Below are 14,920 nucleotides of genomic sequence, written 5' to 3'. Positions count from 1 at the left end.
GCGGGCTCACAGCAGCGCACTCCCCTGCGGGGAGCGACGGACAGTGGCAGACATGCCGCAGCGCCAAAGCGCGCTGCTGTGAACCTGCATGGTTCAGGGTGCTCCCGGCGACGCCGAGGGCGAGCTCCTGAATACCGTGGCCGCCTGCGGGCGGATATTTTGATGCAACACCGTTTATGAACGGTGCGTTCGCGGCCCGCGGCCAGATCGTACCGCGCATGATGTTAATCATAAATGCCGACGGCGTATTGCGCTACGCTTAGCGTCTGTTTGGTACATTTTCTAACCACGCATAACAAGTAGGTACTTCCATGTCGAAGCTGGTACTGGTTCTTAACTGCGGCAGTTCTTCCCTGAAATTCGCCATCATTAACGCGGCAAACGGTGAAGAGCACCTGTCTGGTTTAGCCGAATGTTTTAACCTCCCTGAAGCCCGTATTAAATGGAAAATGGACGGTGCGAAACACGAAGCGGCGCTGGGCGCAGGCGCGGCGCATAGCGAAGCCCTGAGCTTCATCGTGAACACCATCCTGGCACAGAAGCCGGAGCTCTCCGCCTCACTGACCGCCATCGGTCACCGTATCGTTCACGGCGGCGAGAAGTTCACCCACTCTGCCGTCATCAACGACGAAGTCCTGCAGGGTATCAAAGACGCTATCCCGTTTGCACCGCTGCACAACCCGGCGCACCTGATCGGCATCGAAGAAGCGTTCAAATCCTTCCCGCTGCTGAAAAACAAGAACGTCGCCGTCTTCGACACCGCGTTCCACACCACCATGCCGGAAGAGTCCTACCTGTACGCCCTACCGTACCACCTGTACAAAGAGCACGGCATCCGCCGCTACGGCGCCCACGGCACCAGCCACTACTACGTCAGCCGCGAAGCAGCCAAGATGCTGAACAAGCCGGTTGAAGAGCTGAACGTGATCACCTGCCACCTGGGCAACGGCGGCTCCGTCAGCGCCATCCGCAACGGCGAGTGCGTAGACACCTCTATGGGTCTGACCCCGCTGGAAGGCCTGGTGATGGGCACCCGCTCTGGCGATATCGATCCGGCTATCGTGTTCCACCTGCACGATACCCTGGGCATGAGCGTAGCCGAAATCAATACCCTGCTGACCAAAGAGTCCGGCCTGCTGGGCCTGACCGAAGTCACCAGCGACTGCCGCTACGTGGAAGACAACTACGACACCAAGGCTGACGCCAAGCGCGCCATGGACGTTTACTGCCACCGTCTGGCCAAGTACGTCGGCGCCTATACCGCGCTGATGGACGGTCGTCTGGACGCCGTGATCTTCACCGGCGGCATCGGTGAAAACGCCGCCATGGTGCGTGAGCTGACGCTGGACAAACTGGCGCTGCTGGGCCTGGAAATCGACCACCAGCGTAACCTGGATGCCCGCTTCGGCAAATCCGGCGTGATCACCAAGGACGGCAGCCGCCTGGCCATGGTGATCCCGACCAACGAAGAGCTGGTTATCGCGCAGGACGCTGCCCGTCTGACCGCCTAACCCGCCCGCACCGCCTGCTTCGGCAGGCGGTGTCATTCGCCGGGGGCGCGCCGCCGCCGCCGGTCGGCAAAGACTCCCTGTCACCGCCCGGCCTTCCTGGGCCCGCCGCGGAATACTCACAAGAGGTTGCTATCGTGTCCCGTACAATCATGTTGATCCCCACCAGCACCAGCGTTGGCCTGACCAGCGTTAGCCTGGGTGTCATTCGTTCCATGGAGCAAAAAGGCGTACGCCTGAGCGTGTTCAAACCGATCGCCCAGCCGCGTACCGACGCCGATGCGCCGGATCAGACCACCACCATCATCCGCGCCAACTCCGCCATCCCGGCTGCCGAGCCGCTGCGCATGTCCCACGTGGAAGCGCTGCTGAGCTCCAACCAGCAGGACGTTCTGATGGAAGAGATCGTCGCCCGCTATCACGAAAACACCAAAGATGCCGAAGTGGTGCTGGTTGAAGGCCTGGTGCCGACCCGTAAACACCAGTTCGCCAACGCGCTGAACTACGAGATCGCTAAGACCCTGAACGCCGAAATCGTCTTCGTTATGGCGATGGGCAACGACAGCGTCGATCAGGTGAAAGAGCGCATCGAACTGGCCCGCTCCAGCTTCGGCGGCAGCAAAAACCAGAATATCGCCGGCGTGATCATCAACAAGCTGAACGCACCGGTTGACGAGCAGGGACGTACTCGCCCTGACCTGTCTGAAATCTTTGATGACTCCAGCAAGGTTCGCGTCGCGACCCTGGATGCCGCTCAGGTGGTTGCCAACAGCCCGCTGCCGGTGCTGGGCTGCATTCCGTGGAGCTTCGAGCTGATCGCGACCCGCGCCATCGACATGGCTAACCACCTGAAAGCGCGCGTGATCAACGCTGGCGACATCCAGACTCGCCGCATCAAGTCCGTCACCTTCTGCGCACGCAGCATCCCGCACATGCTTGAACACTTCCGCCCGGGCTCCCTGCTGGTTACCTCAGCCGATCGTCCGGACGTCCTGATCGCCGCCTGCCTGGCGGCGATGAACGGGGTTGAAATCGGCGCACTGCTGCTGACCGGCGGCTATGAAGTCGACGCCCGCGTCAACAAGCTGTGCGAACGTGCCTTCCAGACTGGCCTGCCGGTATTCATGGTCGACACCAACACCTGGCAGACCTCTCTGAGCCTGCAGAGCTTCAACCTGGAAGTGCCGGCCGACGATCACCAGCGCGTAGAGAAACTGCAGGACTTTGTTGCCAGCCATATCGATGCGCAGTGGATCGAATCTCTGAGCGCGACCTCTGAGCGCTCACGCCGTCTCTCTCCGCCGGCGTTCCGCTACGAGCTGACCGAATTGGCTCGCAAGGCCGGTAAGCGTATCGTCCTGCCGGAAGGCGACGAGCCGCGCACCGTCAAAGCGGCCGCGATCTGCGCCGAGCGCGGCATCGCACAGTGTGTGCTGCTGGGTAATCCGGACGAAATCCAGCGCGTCGCCGCCGCTCAGGGCGTAACGCTGGGCAAGGGCATCGAAATCGTCGATCCGGTCGCCGTGCGTGAAAAATACGTTCCGCGTCTGGTCGAGCTGCGCAAGAACAAGGGGATGACCGAGGTCGTCGCCCGCGAGCAGCTGGAAGACAACGTGGTGCTGGGCACCCTGATGCTGGAGCAGAACGAAGTCGACGGCCTGGTCTCCGGCGCGGTACACACCACCGCCAACACCATCCGCCCGCCGCTGCAGCTGATCAAAACGGCCCCGGGCAGCTCCCTGGTCTCCTCCGTCTTCTTCATGCTGCTGCCGGAGCAGGTGCTGGTGTACGGCGACTGCGCCATCAACCCGGATCCGACCGCCGAACAGCTGGCCGAAATCGCCATCCAGTCCGCCGACTCCGCCGCGGCCTTTGGCATCGACCCGCGCGTGGCGATGATCTCCTACTCCACCGGTAACTCCGGCGCGGGCAGCGACGTTGAGAAAGTTCGCGAAGCCACCCGTCTGGCGCAGGAAAAACGTCCGGATCTGGTCATTGACGGCCCGCTGCAGTACGACGCCGCCATCATGGCCGACGTCGCCAAGTCCAAGGCGCCGAACTCGCCGGTGGCCGGTAAAGCGACCGTGTTCATCTTCCCGGATCTGAACACCGGTAACACCACCTACAAAGCGGTACAGCGTTCCGCCGACCTGGTCTCCATCGGGCCGATGCTGCAGGGTATGCGCAAGCCGGTCAACGACCTGTCCCGCGGTGCACTGGTAGACGATATCGTCTACACCGTGGCGCTGACCGCCATTCAGTCTTCCCAACAGTAAGACGGCATCCGCCACGCAAAAAGGCTCCCGTTGGGAGCCTTTTTTATTTACGGGCGGGCGTACGCAGGGCCTAACCTCAGCAGCCCCGGGTGCAGGTGCTCCCCTTCGCCGCATCGGCCTTCTCTACCGAGTAGACGATATCACCTACACCGTGGCGCTGACCGCCGTTCAGTCTTCCCAGCGGTAAGACGGCATCCGCCACGCAAAAAGGCTCCCGTTGGGAGCCTTTTTTATTTACGGGCGAGCATACGCAGGGTCTCGCCTCAGCAGCCCTGGGTGCAGGTGCTCCCCTTCGCCGCATCGGCCGGCGCCGGCGCCGCCGCAGAGGCCTTCTCTACCGGATAGCCGGCCTCTTTCCAGGCCGTGATCCCGCCCGGCAGGCGGTAGACATGCTGGTAGCCCAGCTTCTTGGCCCACATGGCCGCGTTGTGTGAACGCGCACACTTCACGAAGCCGCAGTAGAACACCAGCACCCGCTCCTTATCGGCGCCCAGCATACGCATAAAATCGGCCTGCGTTATCGCCCCCATGCCGGCCTTATCCCACACGTTCATATCCCCCATCGGGAAGGCCATATTCAGCGCGCCCGGGATATGCTGCTTCTTGTAAGAGTCGGAAAAGGGCATGGTATCGACGATCAGCATCGGCTTTTTCTCGTCCATCCACTGCTTCAGCTCCTGCACGGTCAGCAGCTGATACGTCCCATTCGCCGTTTCCCGCGCCAGCTGCACCGCCTGCTTTTCCGCATCCACTTCAGAAGAGGAAAACAGGCCGGCCTGCGCCGGCAGCGCCGAAAGGGCAGCCAGCATCACGCCGGCAACCAGAGGTAATACGGGTTTCATCATTTTTCCTTATATAAAAATCCCGATTTCACGGTAACTCTTTATATAACAAAACGATGTGACTAACGTGGCAAATGCTATTTCGCAACCTATCGCTTGCTTTAATCGCGAGCGCCCGGCTCGGCGGGATCGGCATCGACGGCGGGCGTCGCTCCCTGCGGCGGCTGGCTGGCATCGACCTCGCCGCAGCGGGTGCACAGCGCCGGCGCTTCTCCGTCGCTGTTGCGCGCCATCCACAGCGATAGCGCCCGGATAGAGTCCGGGGTAAAGCTGTCGCAGCGTTCGGCGATCTCCTGCGGCGTCATCCAGCATACGGACGCGATCTCGCTCTCCTGCAGGGCAAAGGGGCCATGGGATACGCAGCTAAACAGCCCGCCCCAGACCCGGCACGCTGCCTGCTCAAAGTAGAACAGACCGTGATCGGCGAAAGGCACCCCGGCGATACCCAGCTCCTCCTCCGCCTCGCGGCGCGCCGACTCCAGCATGTTCTCGCCGCTCTGCACCACGCCGCCGGCGGTGGCGTCCATCCAGCCGGGATAGTAATCCTTGCCCTCGGTTCTCTGCTGCACCAGGATCTTACCCATCCCGTTATGCACCACAATGTAGGTGGCGCGATGGCGCAAACGCTGCGCCCGCATCTGTTGGCGGCTGGCCTGAGCGATAACCTCGTTATTATCATCAACGATGTCTACCCACTCAATCTCGCTGTTAACCTGCTGGTCCACCATCCTCTGCTACCCTATTACTGATTCTCAACGGCGCTGCTGCGCCACGATGCCGCCGCCGCCGACGCGGGCGGTCGGGCCCCTTGCCAAAAAAAGATAATCTTACCGTGCCGCCGCGGCGCTCAGGCTTACCTCTGCCAGTCTCTCTGTACCGTGCAGCGCCTGAACCCACAGCCGATCCCCCGCCAGCATGCCAAAGCTAGGAACATTCCCGCCCTTGGGCAGGCTGATGGATCCGGGGTTAAAACAGAGATGCTCCCCCTGACGCTCGGCCAACGGCAGGTGCGTATGGCCGTACACCAGCACGTCATCCGGCGCCAGCGCAGGAAGCTGCTGGGGATGATAAAGGTGACCGTGGGTCAAAAAAAGCCGTCTGTCCGACAAAAGCACCTGCTGCCACGGCGCCATCATCGGAAACGTGAGCAGCATCTGATCGACCTCGCTGTCGCAGTTGCCGCGCACCGCGATAATGCGCTCGGCGCAGCCATTCAGCAACGCGGCCACGGCCGGCGGATCGTAGCGATCCGGCAGCGGATTGCGCGGCCCGTGGTTCAGTACATCCCCCAGCAGGATCAGCCAGCGGCAGCCGCTGTGCGCAAAGATCTCCAGCGCCCGTTCGGTCGCGCTGAGCGAACCGTGAATATCGGAGATAAACATTAATTTCATCGTGAGACTCTCACCGGCAAAAAGGACGCGCCCATCGCGCGTATGACGGAATAGCGCTTAGTGTAACCAGCCCGCATTCGCGACACCAGTCACCCCGGCGGCGGCGCCATTTTTTACCCGCGGCGGCGCCCCAGCGCCAGCCACTGACACACCGAGGCCCGCTGCCACTGGAAATGGGCATACTCCGCCAGCCGCTCGGGCAGGCCATCGCCATGCTGCGCCAGGCGGTTCAGCATCATCGCCAGATCGGTGTCGGCAATGCACCACTCACCGAACAGATTTTGGCGCCCGACCGGCAGCAGACGCTCCGCGGCGGCCACCAGACGGGCGGCCTCATACTCGGCCTCCGCCGACAGCGCACCCGCGCGGTGGCCGCAGAACACCACCTCACTCGGCCGTTCACGGCGCAGCGCGGCCAGATCGCTGCGCAGCCAGGCCTGCACCTCGCGCGCGATGGCCCGCGCCTGACGCGCGTGCGGATAGAGCGGCGCATAGTGCGGCGCGCAGAAGGTTTCATCGAGGTATTCACAGATGGCGGAGGACTCCGCCAGGGCAAAGCCATCCAGCTGCAGCGTCGGTACGCGGCGGGTCAGCGACACCTCCGCATAGGCCTCCTGGCGGTTTTCATGCTCCGCCAAATCCACCGAAACCAGCTCGCAGCGCAGCCCCTTCTCCTTCAGGGCAACAAAGACGGACATCACGTAGGGACTCAGATAGCGGCTGTCAGAATAGAGAACGATCGCAGAGGAATTCATAGGCACTCCTGATGGCAGTCAACGTCGGGCACGCTAGCGCGCCCTCGGTGACAGTATGCCATGTTTCTGCCGGGACGAAACGCCACGTCGCGCATCCCGTCTGCGCCCGGGTCGGGAAAACGCCTGATAACAAACAATCTGTTAACATCATCCTTTTATCACCGCGAAATTTGCTCTATAGTCGCCAGACCCTCCCCCTAGCAGGAAGCGACCATGATCGATCTTTACTACGCTGCGACACCCAACGGCCACAAGATTACCCTGTTTCTGGAAGAGAGTGGCCTGCCCTATCAGCTGCACCCTGTCGATATCGCCGCCGGCGAGCAGTTCGCGCCGGCGTTTCTGGCGATCTCGCCGAATAATAAAATTCCGGCGATCGTCGATCGCCAGCCGCTGGACGGCGGCGCGCCGCTGAGTCTGTTCGAGTCCGGCGCCATCCTGCTCTATCTCGCGGAGAAGAGTGGGCGCTTCCTCAGTGCGGAGCTGCGCGCCAGGGCCACCACTCTGCAGTGGCTCTTCTGGCAGGTGGGCGGCTTTGGCCCGATGCTGGGACAGAATCGTCATTTCAACCACTATGCCCCGCAGCCGGTTCCCTACGCCATCGAGCGTTATCAGGTCGAAACCTGCCGCCTGTATGCGGTGTTGGAAACGCAGCTGCAGCAGCACACCTACGTCGCCGGCGCCGACTACAGCATCGCCGATATGGCGATTTACCCCTGGGTTGCCGCCTACGCCCGCCAGCGCATCGATCTGGCCGACTACCCCGCCGTCAGCCGCTGGTTCCACGCCATTCAGGCACGTCCGGCCACCCAGCGCGCCTACCGGCTCGCCCAGGCCTGATCCTCGCAGGCGGGTGCGCCCGCCTGTCCGTTCCGCTACCGTTCAGGATCGCTTATGAGCCCACATTTCCCGGATGCCATCATCAAAATTAAAAACCTGCGTCTGCGTACGTTTATCGGCATTAACGAGGAGGAGATCGCCAACCGCCAGGATGTGGTGATCAATGTCGCCATTCACTACCCGGCGCAGCAGGCCCGCCACAGCGAAGAGATCGCCGACGCGCTCAACTACCGCACCGTCACCAAACGCATCATCGCCCACGTGGAGCAAAACCGTTTTGCCCTGCTGGAAAAATTGACCCAGGATCTGCTGGCGATCGCTTGTGAACATCCTTGGGTCACCTATGCTGAAGTAGAGGTCGATAAACTTTACGCCCTGCGCTATGCCGATTCGGTTTCCGTAACCATGCGCTATAGCCGGGGGAATAAGCGAAGGGGACGGTGCGCCGGCGCGCGCCGTAAGGAGCAGCCTATGGAGATCCTGATTACCGGTGCTACCGGCCTTATCGGCCAGGCGCTGTGCGCCCGGCTACACGTGCTCGGCCATCGCCTGAGCGTCCTGACGCGCAGCGCGGCGCGAGCCCGCCAGCGTCTCGGAGAGAGCGTTCAGTGCCTCACCTCGCTCGAGAGTCTAACCAGTCTGGATGGCTATGACGCCGTGATCAATCTGGCCGGTGAGCCGATCGCCGACAAACGCTGGAGCGCGGCGCAAAAGCAGGTACTGTGCGACAGTCGCTGGACCGTCACCCAGCGGCTGGCCGAGCTGATCCGCGCCGGCCAGCGCCCGCCCTGCGTGCTGCTCTCCGGCTCCGCCGTCGGCTACTACGGCAGCCAGGACGAGACACCGCTCAACGAGGATGACCCACCCCGCGATGACTTCACCTACCGCCTGTGCGCCCGCTGGGAGGCCCTGGCGCGTGAGGCGGAGAGCGAACATACCCGCGTCTGCCTGCTGCGCACCGGCATCGTACTGGCCCCCAACGGCGGCGCGCTGGGGCGGATGCTGCCGCTGTTCCGCCTGGGGCTCGGCGGCGAATTGGGCAACGGCCATCAGTACATGTCCTGGATCCATATCGACGACATGGTCAACGCGATACTGTATCTGCTGGATAACCCCACCCTGCGCGGCCCCTTCAACATGACCGCCCCCTACCCGGTGCGCAACGATCAGTTCGTCGCCACCCTGGGCGAGGTGCTGGGGCGCCCCACCCTGCTCCGCGTTCCCGCCATGGCCCTGCGCGCGCTGATGGGCGAGGCCAGCCAGATTCTGCTGGGTGGCCAGCGGGTGCTGCCGCGCCATCTGGAGGAGGCGGGCTTTGGCTTTCGCTACTACGATCTGCGCGAGGCGCTGGACGACATCATCAGATAGCCCCCATAGCGCACGCAATGTGCAGCCCGGCGCACCGGCGGTGACGGTGCGCCCCGACGCGCCCACTACACTCTCTGCAGAGACGGGCGGCGGCAGCGATGGTCGGTGCCCGTAACACCACGGCGGGCGCGATACCCCGGTACGGCGCCCAGCGCCGGCGCCGGGACGCCGGCCCGGACATTTCCCACTGCGGAGCATCTATGAGCCCAACCCTCTTGCGCGATAAAGTGGCGCTGGTCACCGGCGGCGCGCACGGCACCGGTGCCGCCATCGTCACCGCCCTGGCCGACAGTGGCGCCCGCGTGGCGCTGACCTACCACCATTCGGAAGGCGAGGCGCGGCAGCTGACCGCCCAGATCCGGCAGCGGGGCGGCGAGGCCATCGCCCTGCGCACCGACGCACGCCACCCGGAAACCTGCGCCCGCGCCGTCACCCGCACGCTGGAGCTGTGGGGACAGATCGATATCCTGGTCAACCAGGCCGCCGTCACCATCAGCAAACCGTTTGATGAAATTGAGCTACGCGAGTTTGAGCAGGCCATGGCGATCAATGTGCAGGCGGTGTTCCTGACCAGCCAGCTGGCCGCCCGGCGCATGCCGGCGGGGGGAGAATCATCCATATCAGCGGCGCGCATCAGCCGTCTGGCCACGGCGGCGCGCTCTGTGCCATGAGCCGCGCGGCGCTGACCGCGCTGACGCGCAGCATGGCGCAGGATCTGGCGCCGCAGGGCATTACGGTCAACCACCTGGTGCCCGATCCGCTTCCGGCGCCGGGACGGGACGCACAGAGCGCGGCGCAGGCGATCGCCGGGCTGGCGCTGTGGCTGGCCTCACCGGCGGCGGGCGCCATCACCGGCAGCCAGCTCTCTATGGCGGGAGAGCCCTAGCCTGCCGCGGGCCCCTGCCAGCGAGGGAACAGATCCTGCGGCAGGCTGATGTCCAGCTGATCCAGCACTCGGTTGACCGTCTGGTCGATAAGATCTTCAATCCGCTGCGGACGGTGATAGAACGCCGGCATCGGCGGCATGATGATCGCCCCCATCTCGGCGGCGGCGGTCATCGTGCGCAGGTGTCCCAGATGCAGCGGCGTCTCCCGCACGCACAGCACCAGCGGACGCCGCTCCTTCAGCACCACGTCGGCGGCGCGCACCAGCAGGGTATCGCTGTAGCCGTGCACAATCGCCGAGAGCGTTTTGATCGAGCAGGGCAAAATCACCATCCCGGCGGTTTTAAACGAGCCAGAGGAGAGCGAGGCGGCGATATCCCGCGCATCGTGTACCACATCCGCCAGCGCCTGCACCTCCCTGAGCGAAAGATCCGTCTCCAGAGCCAGGGTCTGGCGCGCCGCCTGACTCATCACCAGGTGGGTCTCTACCGCCGGCAGCGCCCGTAGCGCCTGCAGCAGGCGGACCCCGTAGATCGCGCCGCTGGCGCCGGAGATACCGATAATCAGTCGTTTCATCGCCCGTCACTTATCCTTATTCAACGCTCTGCTGCAGCAGACTTTGCCGCAAGGCGGGCGGGTGCGCAAGTAAAAACGGGCCGCATACGCGACCCGTCGGCAGAGCGCGGGGCGCGCCCCTACCCCTCGTTATACAGCGCGAGATCTTCCGCCTGCTGCTGATGGTTCAGCGCCTTGGTATCATCCCCGCGCAGCGACTGCAGGTAGTCCAGGTAGGCCTGATCCACGTCGTGCGTGATGTACACCCCGTTAAACACCGAGCACTCGAACTGCTCGATATCCGGATTATCCTCACGCACCGCCTCAATCAGATCCGTCAGATCCTGAAAAATCAGCCCATCGGCACCGATCAGCTGGCGGATCTCCTCGACTTCGCGCCCGTGGGCGATAAGCTCGGTCGCGCTCGGCATGTCGATGCCATAGACGTTGGGAAAACGGATCTCCGGCGCGGCGGAGGCCAGGTAAACCCGGCGGGCGCCCGCCTCACGCGCCATCTCGATGATCTGCTCCGAGGTGGTGCCGCGCACGATGGAGTCATCCACCAGCAGCACGTTCTTATCGCGGAACTCGGCGCGGTTAGCGTTCAGCTTACGGCGCACCGACTGGCGGCGCAGCTGCTGCCCCGGCATGATAAAGGTGCGTCCCACATAGCGGTTTTTGACGAACCCCTGGCGATAGGGCTTATCCAGAATGCGGGCGATCTGCAGCGCGATATCGCAGGAGGTCTCCGGGATCGGAATCACCACGTCGATATCCAGATCCTCCCACTCGCGGGCGATCTTCTCGCCTAGCTTCTGCCCCATCCGCACCCGGGCGCTATACACGGAGATCTTGTCGATAAACGAGTCCGGGCGGGCAAAATAGACATACTCGAACAGGCAGGGATGGCTCTTCGGCTCCTGGGCACACTGGCGGGTAAACAGCTGCCCCTGCAGATTAACGTAGATCGCCTCGCCCGGCGCCACGTCGCGGATAAAGTCAAACCCCAGCGTATCCAGCGCCACGCTCTCCGAGGCGACCATGTATTCGGTACGGCCATCCTCCAGGGTTCGCTTGCCGATCACCAGCGGCCGGATACCGTTCGGGTCGCGGAACGCCACCATGCCATGGCCGATGATCATCGCCACGCAGGCATAGGCCCCGCGGATTTGGCGATGGGTCGCCGCGACGGCGGCGAAGATGTTCTCTTCGCTCAGCGGATAGTGATCGTAGCGATCCAGCTCGTAGGCGAAGATGTTCAGCAGGATCTCGGAGTCTGAGGTAGTATTGACATGGCGGCGGGCATGCTCAAACAGCTGCTGCTTCAGCTGATGGGCGTTGGTCAGATTGCCGTTGTGCGCCAGAGTGATGCCAAAGGGGGAGTTAACATAGAACGGCTGAGCCTCCGATGCGCTGGAGCTTCCGGCGGTGGGATAGCGCACATGCCCTATCCCCATATTTCCCTGCAGGCGCTGCATATGGCGCGCCTCAAACACATCACTGACCAGTCCATTGGCCTTGCGCAGGCGGAAGGCATGGTTATCATCGATGGTGACGATGCCGGCGGCGTCCTGGCCGCGGTGCTGCAGCACCGTCAGAGCATCATAGATAGACTGGTTGACCGGTGTAAAACCGGCGATACCGACAATACCGCACATGTTGTCATTTCCTCATCAGCGTTACCGGAGCGGCAGCGACGGCATGTGCTCCGGCAAGAAACTCGACGTGCTTTGCAGATAGTCAAATGACCACCTGATGATAGGGCTAAACTGCGGGATCAGCCGGGACTGCTTCCACTCCTCGCTTTGCGCCATCGCCGTGAAGGTGTCCATAAAGAACAGCAGCGCGGCGACGATCAGGATACCGCGTATGGCGCCAAAGCAGATGCCCAGCACCCGATCCGTTCCGCCCAGCCCGGTACGCTCCACCAGGGAGCCGATCACATAGTTGACGATGGCGCCGACGATCAGGGTCGCGACGAACAGCACCGCTATCGCAATGCCGTTACGCACCAGCGGATCCTCAAAGCGGGTAAAGAAGGCGGCCAGATAGGGGTAAAAATGGCTGGCGACAAAGAACGCCGCTCCCCAGGTAACCAGCGACAGCGCCTCGCGCACAAAGCCCCGGATTAAGCTGACCAGTGCAGAAAATCCGACGATGCCAATAATGACCCAATCAATCCAAACCATGACAATTCCAACGCATGAACTGCCGCAAATGTCGCCCGCGGCGCATTCTAACAGAAAAAGAAAACGTTTGCGTAGCAGATTTCCGCCGCACGGCATAAATAAATCTGCCGCGTCCTGCGCCCGTTTTCACCAAAAAAATGGCGCTGTCCGCCGCCGCGAACAGCGCCGTCGAACGCCGTTAAGCGCGGCTTAGCGCACGCTGTAATTACGGATCTGCCCATTCAGCCCGCTCAGGCTGTTCAGCTCCGGCAGCGCCGACTGCAGCTTGGCGCGCGACGCCTCCGGGCCCACGAACAGCCGGTTGATCTCGCCCTGCACCGGCGTCGCCGGTACGCTATAGACTCGATAGCCGGACAGACGCAGCTTGGCGATGATCTCATTCACCTTGCCCGCGTTACGCAGCGCACCGAGCTGCACCACATAGGCCTGACCGACCGGCGCTTTCTCGCTGGCGTCGCTCTTGGCGACGGGCGCGGGCGGCGGCGTCGGACGGCTTTCTGGCGCCGGCGTCACGCTCTTCGCCGGCTCGGCGGCCTTGGGACGGCTCTCCGCGACCCGCGTCGGCGGCTCGCTGGCCTTCGGCCTGCTCTCCTGCGGCGCCGGTGCGCTGATCGGCGGCGGGGCCGTACGCTGCGGCGCGGGCTCCGGCGCCCGGCTCTCGACCGGCTTCAGCTCTACCAGCTCGCCCTCGCCGCGGGTAGGCGTCGGGGCCACCGCAGGCGCGGGCGCAGGGGGCGTCGCAGCACCGGTCGCGCTGGCGCTAGGCAGCGGCGTTTCCCCCAGCGGCTGCGTTACCGGCGGAATGGCATCCGTCGGATCGTCCTCTCCCGGACGCGGCACCAGCGGGATCGCGGCAAACTCATCCTGATAATGCTTTTTCTGGCCATCCAGCAGACCGGGCAGAATGATCACCCCCAGCGCCACCAGGATCACCGTACCGACCAATCGGTTCTGAAACTTACTTGCCACCCGTCTCTCCTGACGCGAGGGCTGCCATCACGTGAGCAACCGTATGGAAGGAACCGCAGACCACCACCGTGTCGTCGGCGGCCGCATCGGCCATCGCCTGACGCCAGGCCTGTTCAACCCCGTCGAACGCCTGGGCGGCGGCGGACAGATGCGCCGTTAACGCCGAGACCGCCGCACCGCGCGGTCCCTCCAGCGGCGCACAGTACCACTGGTCAACCAGCGGCGTCAGGCAGGCCAGCGTACCGGCGATATCCTTGTCCGAGAGCATGCCGATCACCATACGCAGGCGGCCGCGCTGCGGCCGCGCGCGCAGCCGCTGGGCCAGATAGGCCGCCGCGTGAGGATTGTGCGCGACGTCCAGGATCAGGCGCGGCGCCTCCGACAGCTGCTGAAAGCGCCCCGGCAGCACCGCATCGCGCAGCCCCTGGCGGATCGCTGCATCATCGACCGGCAGCGGCCCATAACTGAGCGCCGCCAGCGCCGTCGCCGCGTTGGCCAGCGGCACCTGAGGCAGCGGCAGCCCCTCAACATGGCGCGTGGCATCGTGCCAGCGCCACCCCTGAGCCTCCACGCTGAAATCCCAGTCCGCGCCGCGTCGCAGCAGATGAGCGCCACACGCCTGCGCGGCCGCGCCAATCGAATCCGGCATATCGGGTTCGCCGACCACCGCCGGCGCCGCGCCGCGGAAGATACCGGCCTTCTCACGGCCGATGCTCTCGCGGGTATCGCCCAGCCAGTCGGTGTGATCCAGCGCGATGCTGGTCACCACCGCGACGCTGGGATCCACGATGTTGGTCGCATCCAGGCGGCCACCGAGGCCGACCTCCAGGATCACCGCATCCAGCGCCGCCTTCTTAAACAGGTACAGCGCGGCCAGCGTGCCGAATTCGAAATAGGTCAGCGATACGCCGTCGCGCCCCGCCTCAACGGCGGCGAAGGCGGCGGCGTGCGCCGCATCGTCCAGCTCGCGGTGCTGGATGCGCACCCGCTCACGATAGTGCAGCAGGTGCGGCGAACCGTATACCCCAACCCGATAGCCCGCCGCCATCAGGATCGCCTCCAGCGTGCGGCAGGTCGTCCCTTTCCCGTTCGTTCCCGCGACGGTATACACCACCGGGGCCGGCGTCAGCAAGCCCAGGCGCTGCGCGACGCGGCGCACGCGGTCCAGACCGAGATCGATGGTCTTACTGTGCAGCTGCTCAAGGTAGTCAAGCCAGGTGGAGAGTGGAGAGGTTGCCAATGGCGTAGGAAGCGTATTCATGCTGTTTTACGTCCCGTAATAAAACCGATTGTGGCGTGTATAGCCGGCCCCAGAGGGGCGCCGGTTACCGAAGAGGTGCGA

The 14,920-nt window shown here is 63.7% G+C and carries 14 protein-coding genes and 2 pseudogenes; 6 read left to right on the top strand and 10 right to left on the bottom strand.

Features of this window, described 5'->3' with window-relative positions:
* Positions 1-311: 311 nt before the first annotated feature.
* Both ackA and pta read left to right on the top strand, forming a co-directional pair.
* Complete coding sequence (gene ackA / locus QY76_RS08350; protein WP_015461926.1) at positions 312-1,511, top strand: acetate kinase; 1,200 nt, start codon at positions 312-314, stop codon at positions 1,509-1,511.
* Between the two features lie 134 nt (positions 1,512-1,645).
* Complete coding sequence (gene pta / locus QY76_RS08345) at positions 1,646-3,784, top strand: phosphate acetyltransferase (RefSeq protein ID WP_015461927.1); 2,139 nt, start codon at positions 1,646-1,648, stop codon at positions 3,782-3,784.
* A gap of 76 nt (positions 3,785-3,860) precedes the next feature.
* Here the strand turns inward: pta and QY76_RS19575 are convergent, their stop codons facing one another.
* The 5 genes from QY76_RS19575 to yfcF form a co-directional block, all read right to left on the bottom strand.
* The gene (locus tag QY76_RS19575; RefSeq protein ID WP_255640304.1) at positions 3,861-3,986 is read right to left on the bottom strand and encodes a hypothetical protein; all 126 of its coding nucleotides are present in this window, start codon (positions 3,984-3,986) and stop codon (positions 3,861-3,863) included.
* Between the two features lie 61 nt (positions 3,987-4,047).
* A complete protein-coding gene (locus tag QY76_RS08340) occupies positions 4,048-4,629 on the bottom strand; it encodes a rhodanese-like domain-containing protein (protein WP_235439468.1) in 582 nt (193 codons plus the stop codon).
* A gap of 98 nt (positions 4,630-4,727) precedes the next feature.
* A complete protein-coding gene (gene yfcD, locus QY76_RS08335) occupies positions 4,728-5,354 on the bottom strand; it encodes an NUDIX hydrolase YfcD (protein WP_081854048.1) in 627 nt (208 codons plus the stop codon).
* A 99-nt stretch (positions 5,355-5,453) separates the two neighbouring features.
* Positions 5,454-6,017, bottom strand: a complete 564-nt coding sequence (gene yfcE, locus QY76_RS08330) for a phosphodiesterase (RefSeq protein ID WP_034162639.1) — start codon at positions 6,015-6,017, stop codon at positions 5,454-5,456.
* A gap of 113 nt (positions 6,018-6,130) precedes the next feature.
* Positions 6,131-6,772, bottom strand: a complete 642-nt coding sequence (gene yfcF, locus QY76_RS08325; RefSeq protein WP_045424214.1) for a glutathione transferase — start codon at positions 6,770-6,772, stop codon at positions 6,131-6,133.
* 213 nt (positions 6,773-6,985) lie between these two features.
* On the opposite strand from yfcF, the gene QY76_RS08320 reads away from it, so the two are divergent.
* From QY76_RS08320 to QY76_RS19690, 4 genes and pseudogenes are all read left to right on the top strand, one after another.
* Positions 6,986-7,612, top strand: coding sequence for a glutathione binding-like protein (locus tag QY76_RS08320; RefSeq protein ID WP_045424211.1), 627 nt, complete (start codon positions 6,986-6,988; stop codon positions 7,610-7,612).
* A gap of 54 nt (positions 7,613-7,666) precedes the next feature.
* A pseudogene (folX, locus tag QY76_RS19245) lies at positions 7,667-8,026 on the top strand (dihydroneopterin triphosphate 2'-epimerase); the annotation flags it as partial.
* 57 nt (positions 8,027-8,083) lie between these two features.
* Positions 8,084-8,980 (top strand): TIGR01777 family oxidoreductase, encoded by an 897-nt coding sequence (locus tag QY76_RS08315; protein ID WP_034162643.1) that lies wholly within the window; start codon positions 8,084-8,086, stop codon positions 8,978-8,980.
* 98 nt (positions 8,981-9,078) lie between these two features.
* Positions 9,079-9,866 (top strand): annotated as a pseudogene (locus tag QY76_RS19690) (SDR family NAD(P)-dependent oxidoreductase).
* Here the strand turns inward: QY76_RS19690 and QY76_RS08305 are convergent.
* From QY76_RS08305 to folC, 5 genes are all read right to left on the bottom strand, one after another.
* Positions 9,863-10,441: a UbiX family flavin prenyltransferase gene (locus QY76_RS08305; RefSeq protein ID WP_034162645.1), complete on the bottom strand. Its 579-nt coding sequence runs from the start codon at positions 10,439-10,441 to the stop codon at positions 9,863-9,865. The pseudogene QY76_RS19690 and the gene QY76_RS08305 overlap by 4 nt on opposite strands.
* A 119-nt stretch (positions 10,442-10,560) precedes the next feature.
* Positions 10,561-12,078, bottom strand: coding sequence for an amidophosphoribosyltransferase (gene purF, locus QY76_RS08300; protein ID WP_034162646.1), 1,518 nt, complete (start codon positions 12,076-12,078; stop codon positions 10,561-10,563).
* Between the two features lie 21 nt (positions 12,079-12,099).
* On the bottom strand, positions 12,100-12,609 hold the full coding sequence (gene cvpA, locus QY76_RS08295; protein ID WP_034162647.1) for a colicin V production protein: 510 nt from the start codon (positions 12,607-12,609) through the stop codon (positions 12,100-12,102).
* Between the two features lie 189 nt (positions 12,610-12,798).
* Positions 12,799-13,578 carry a cell division protein DedD gene (dedD, locus tag QY76_RS08290; RefSeq protein WP_034162648.1) on the bottom strand — a complete coding sequence of 260 codons (780 nt, stop codon included), beginning with the start codon at positions 13,576-13,578 and terminating at the stop codon, positions 12,799-12,801.
* Complete coding sequence (folC, locus tag QY76_RS08285; protein WP_045424207.1) at positions 13,568-14,839, bottom strand: bifunctional tetrahydrofolate synthase/dihydrofolate synthase; 1,272 nt, start codon at positions 14,837-14,839, stop codon at positions 13,568-13,570. The genes dedD and folC overlap by 11 nt, the downstream gene beginning before the upstream one ends.
* Positions 14,840-14,920: the final 81 nt, after the last annotated feature.

Source organism: Edwardsiella sp. EA181011 (genome assembly GCF_000800725.1).
GTDB lineage: Bacteria > Pseudomonadota > Gammaproteobacteria > Enterobacterales > Enterobacteriaceae > Edwardsiella > Edwardsiella anguillarum.
Note: the sequence above shows the minus strand (reverse complement) of the source record. Positions and strands in the feature narration are given on the sequence as shown.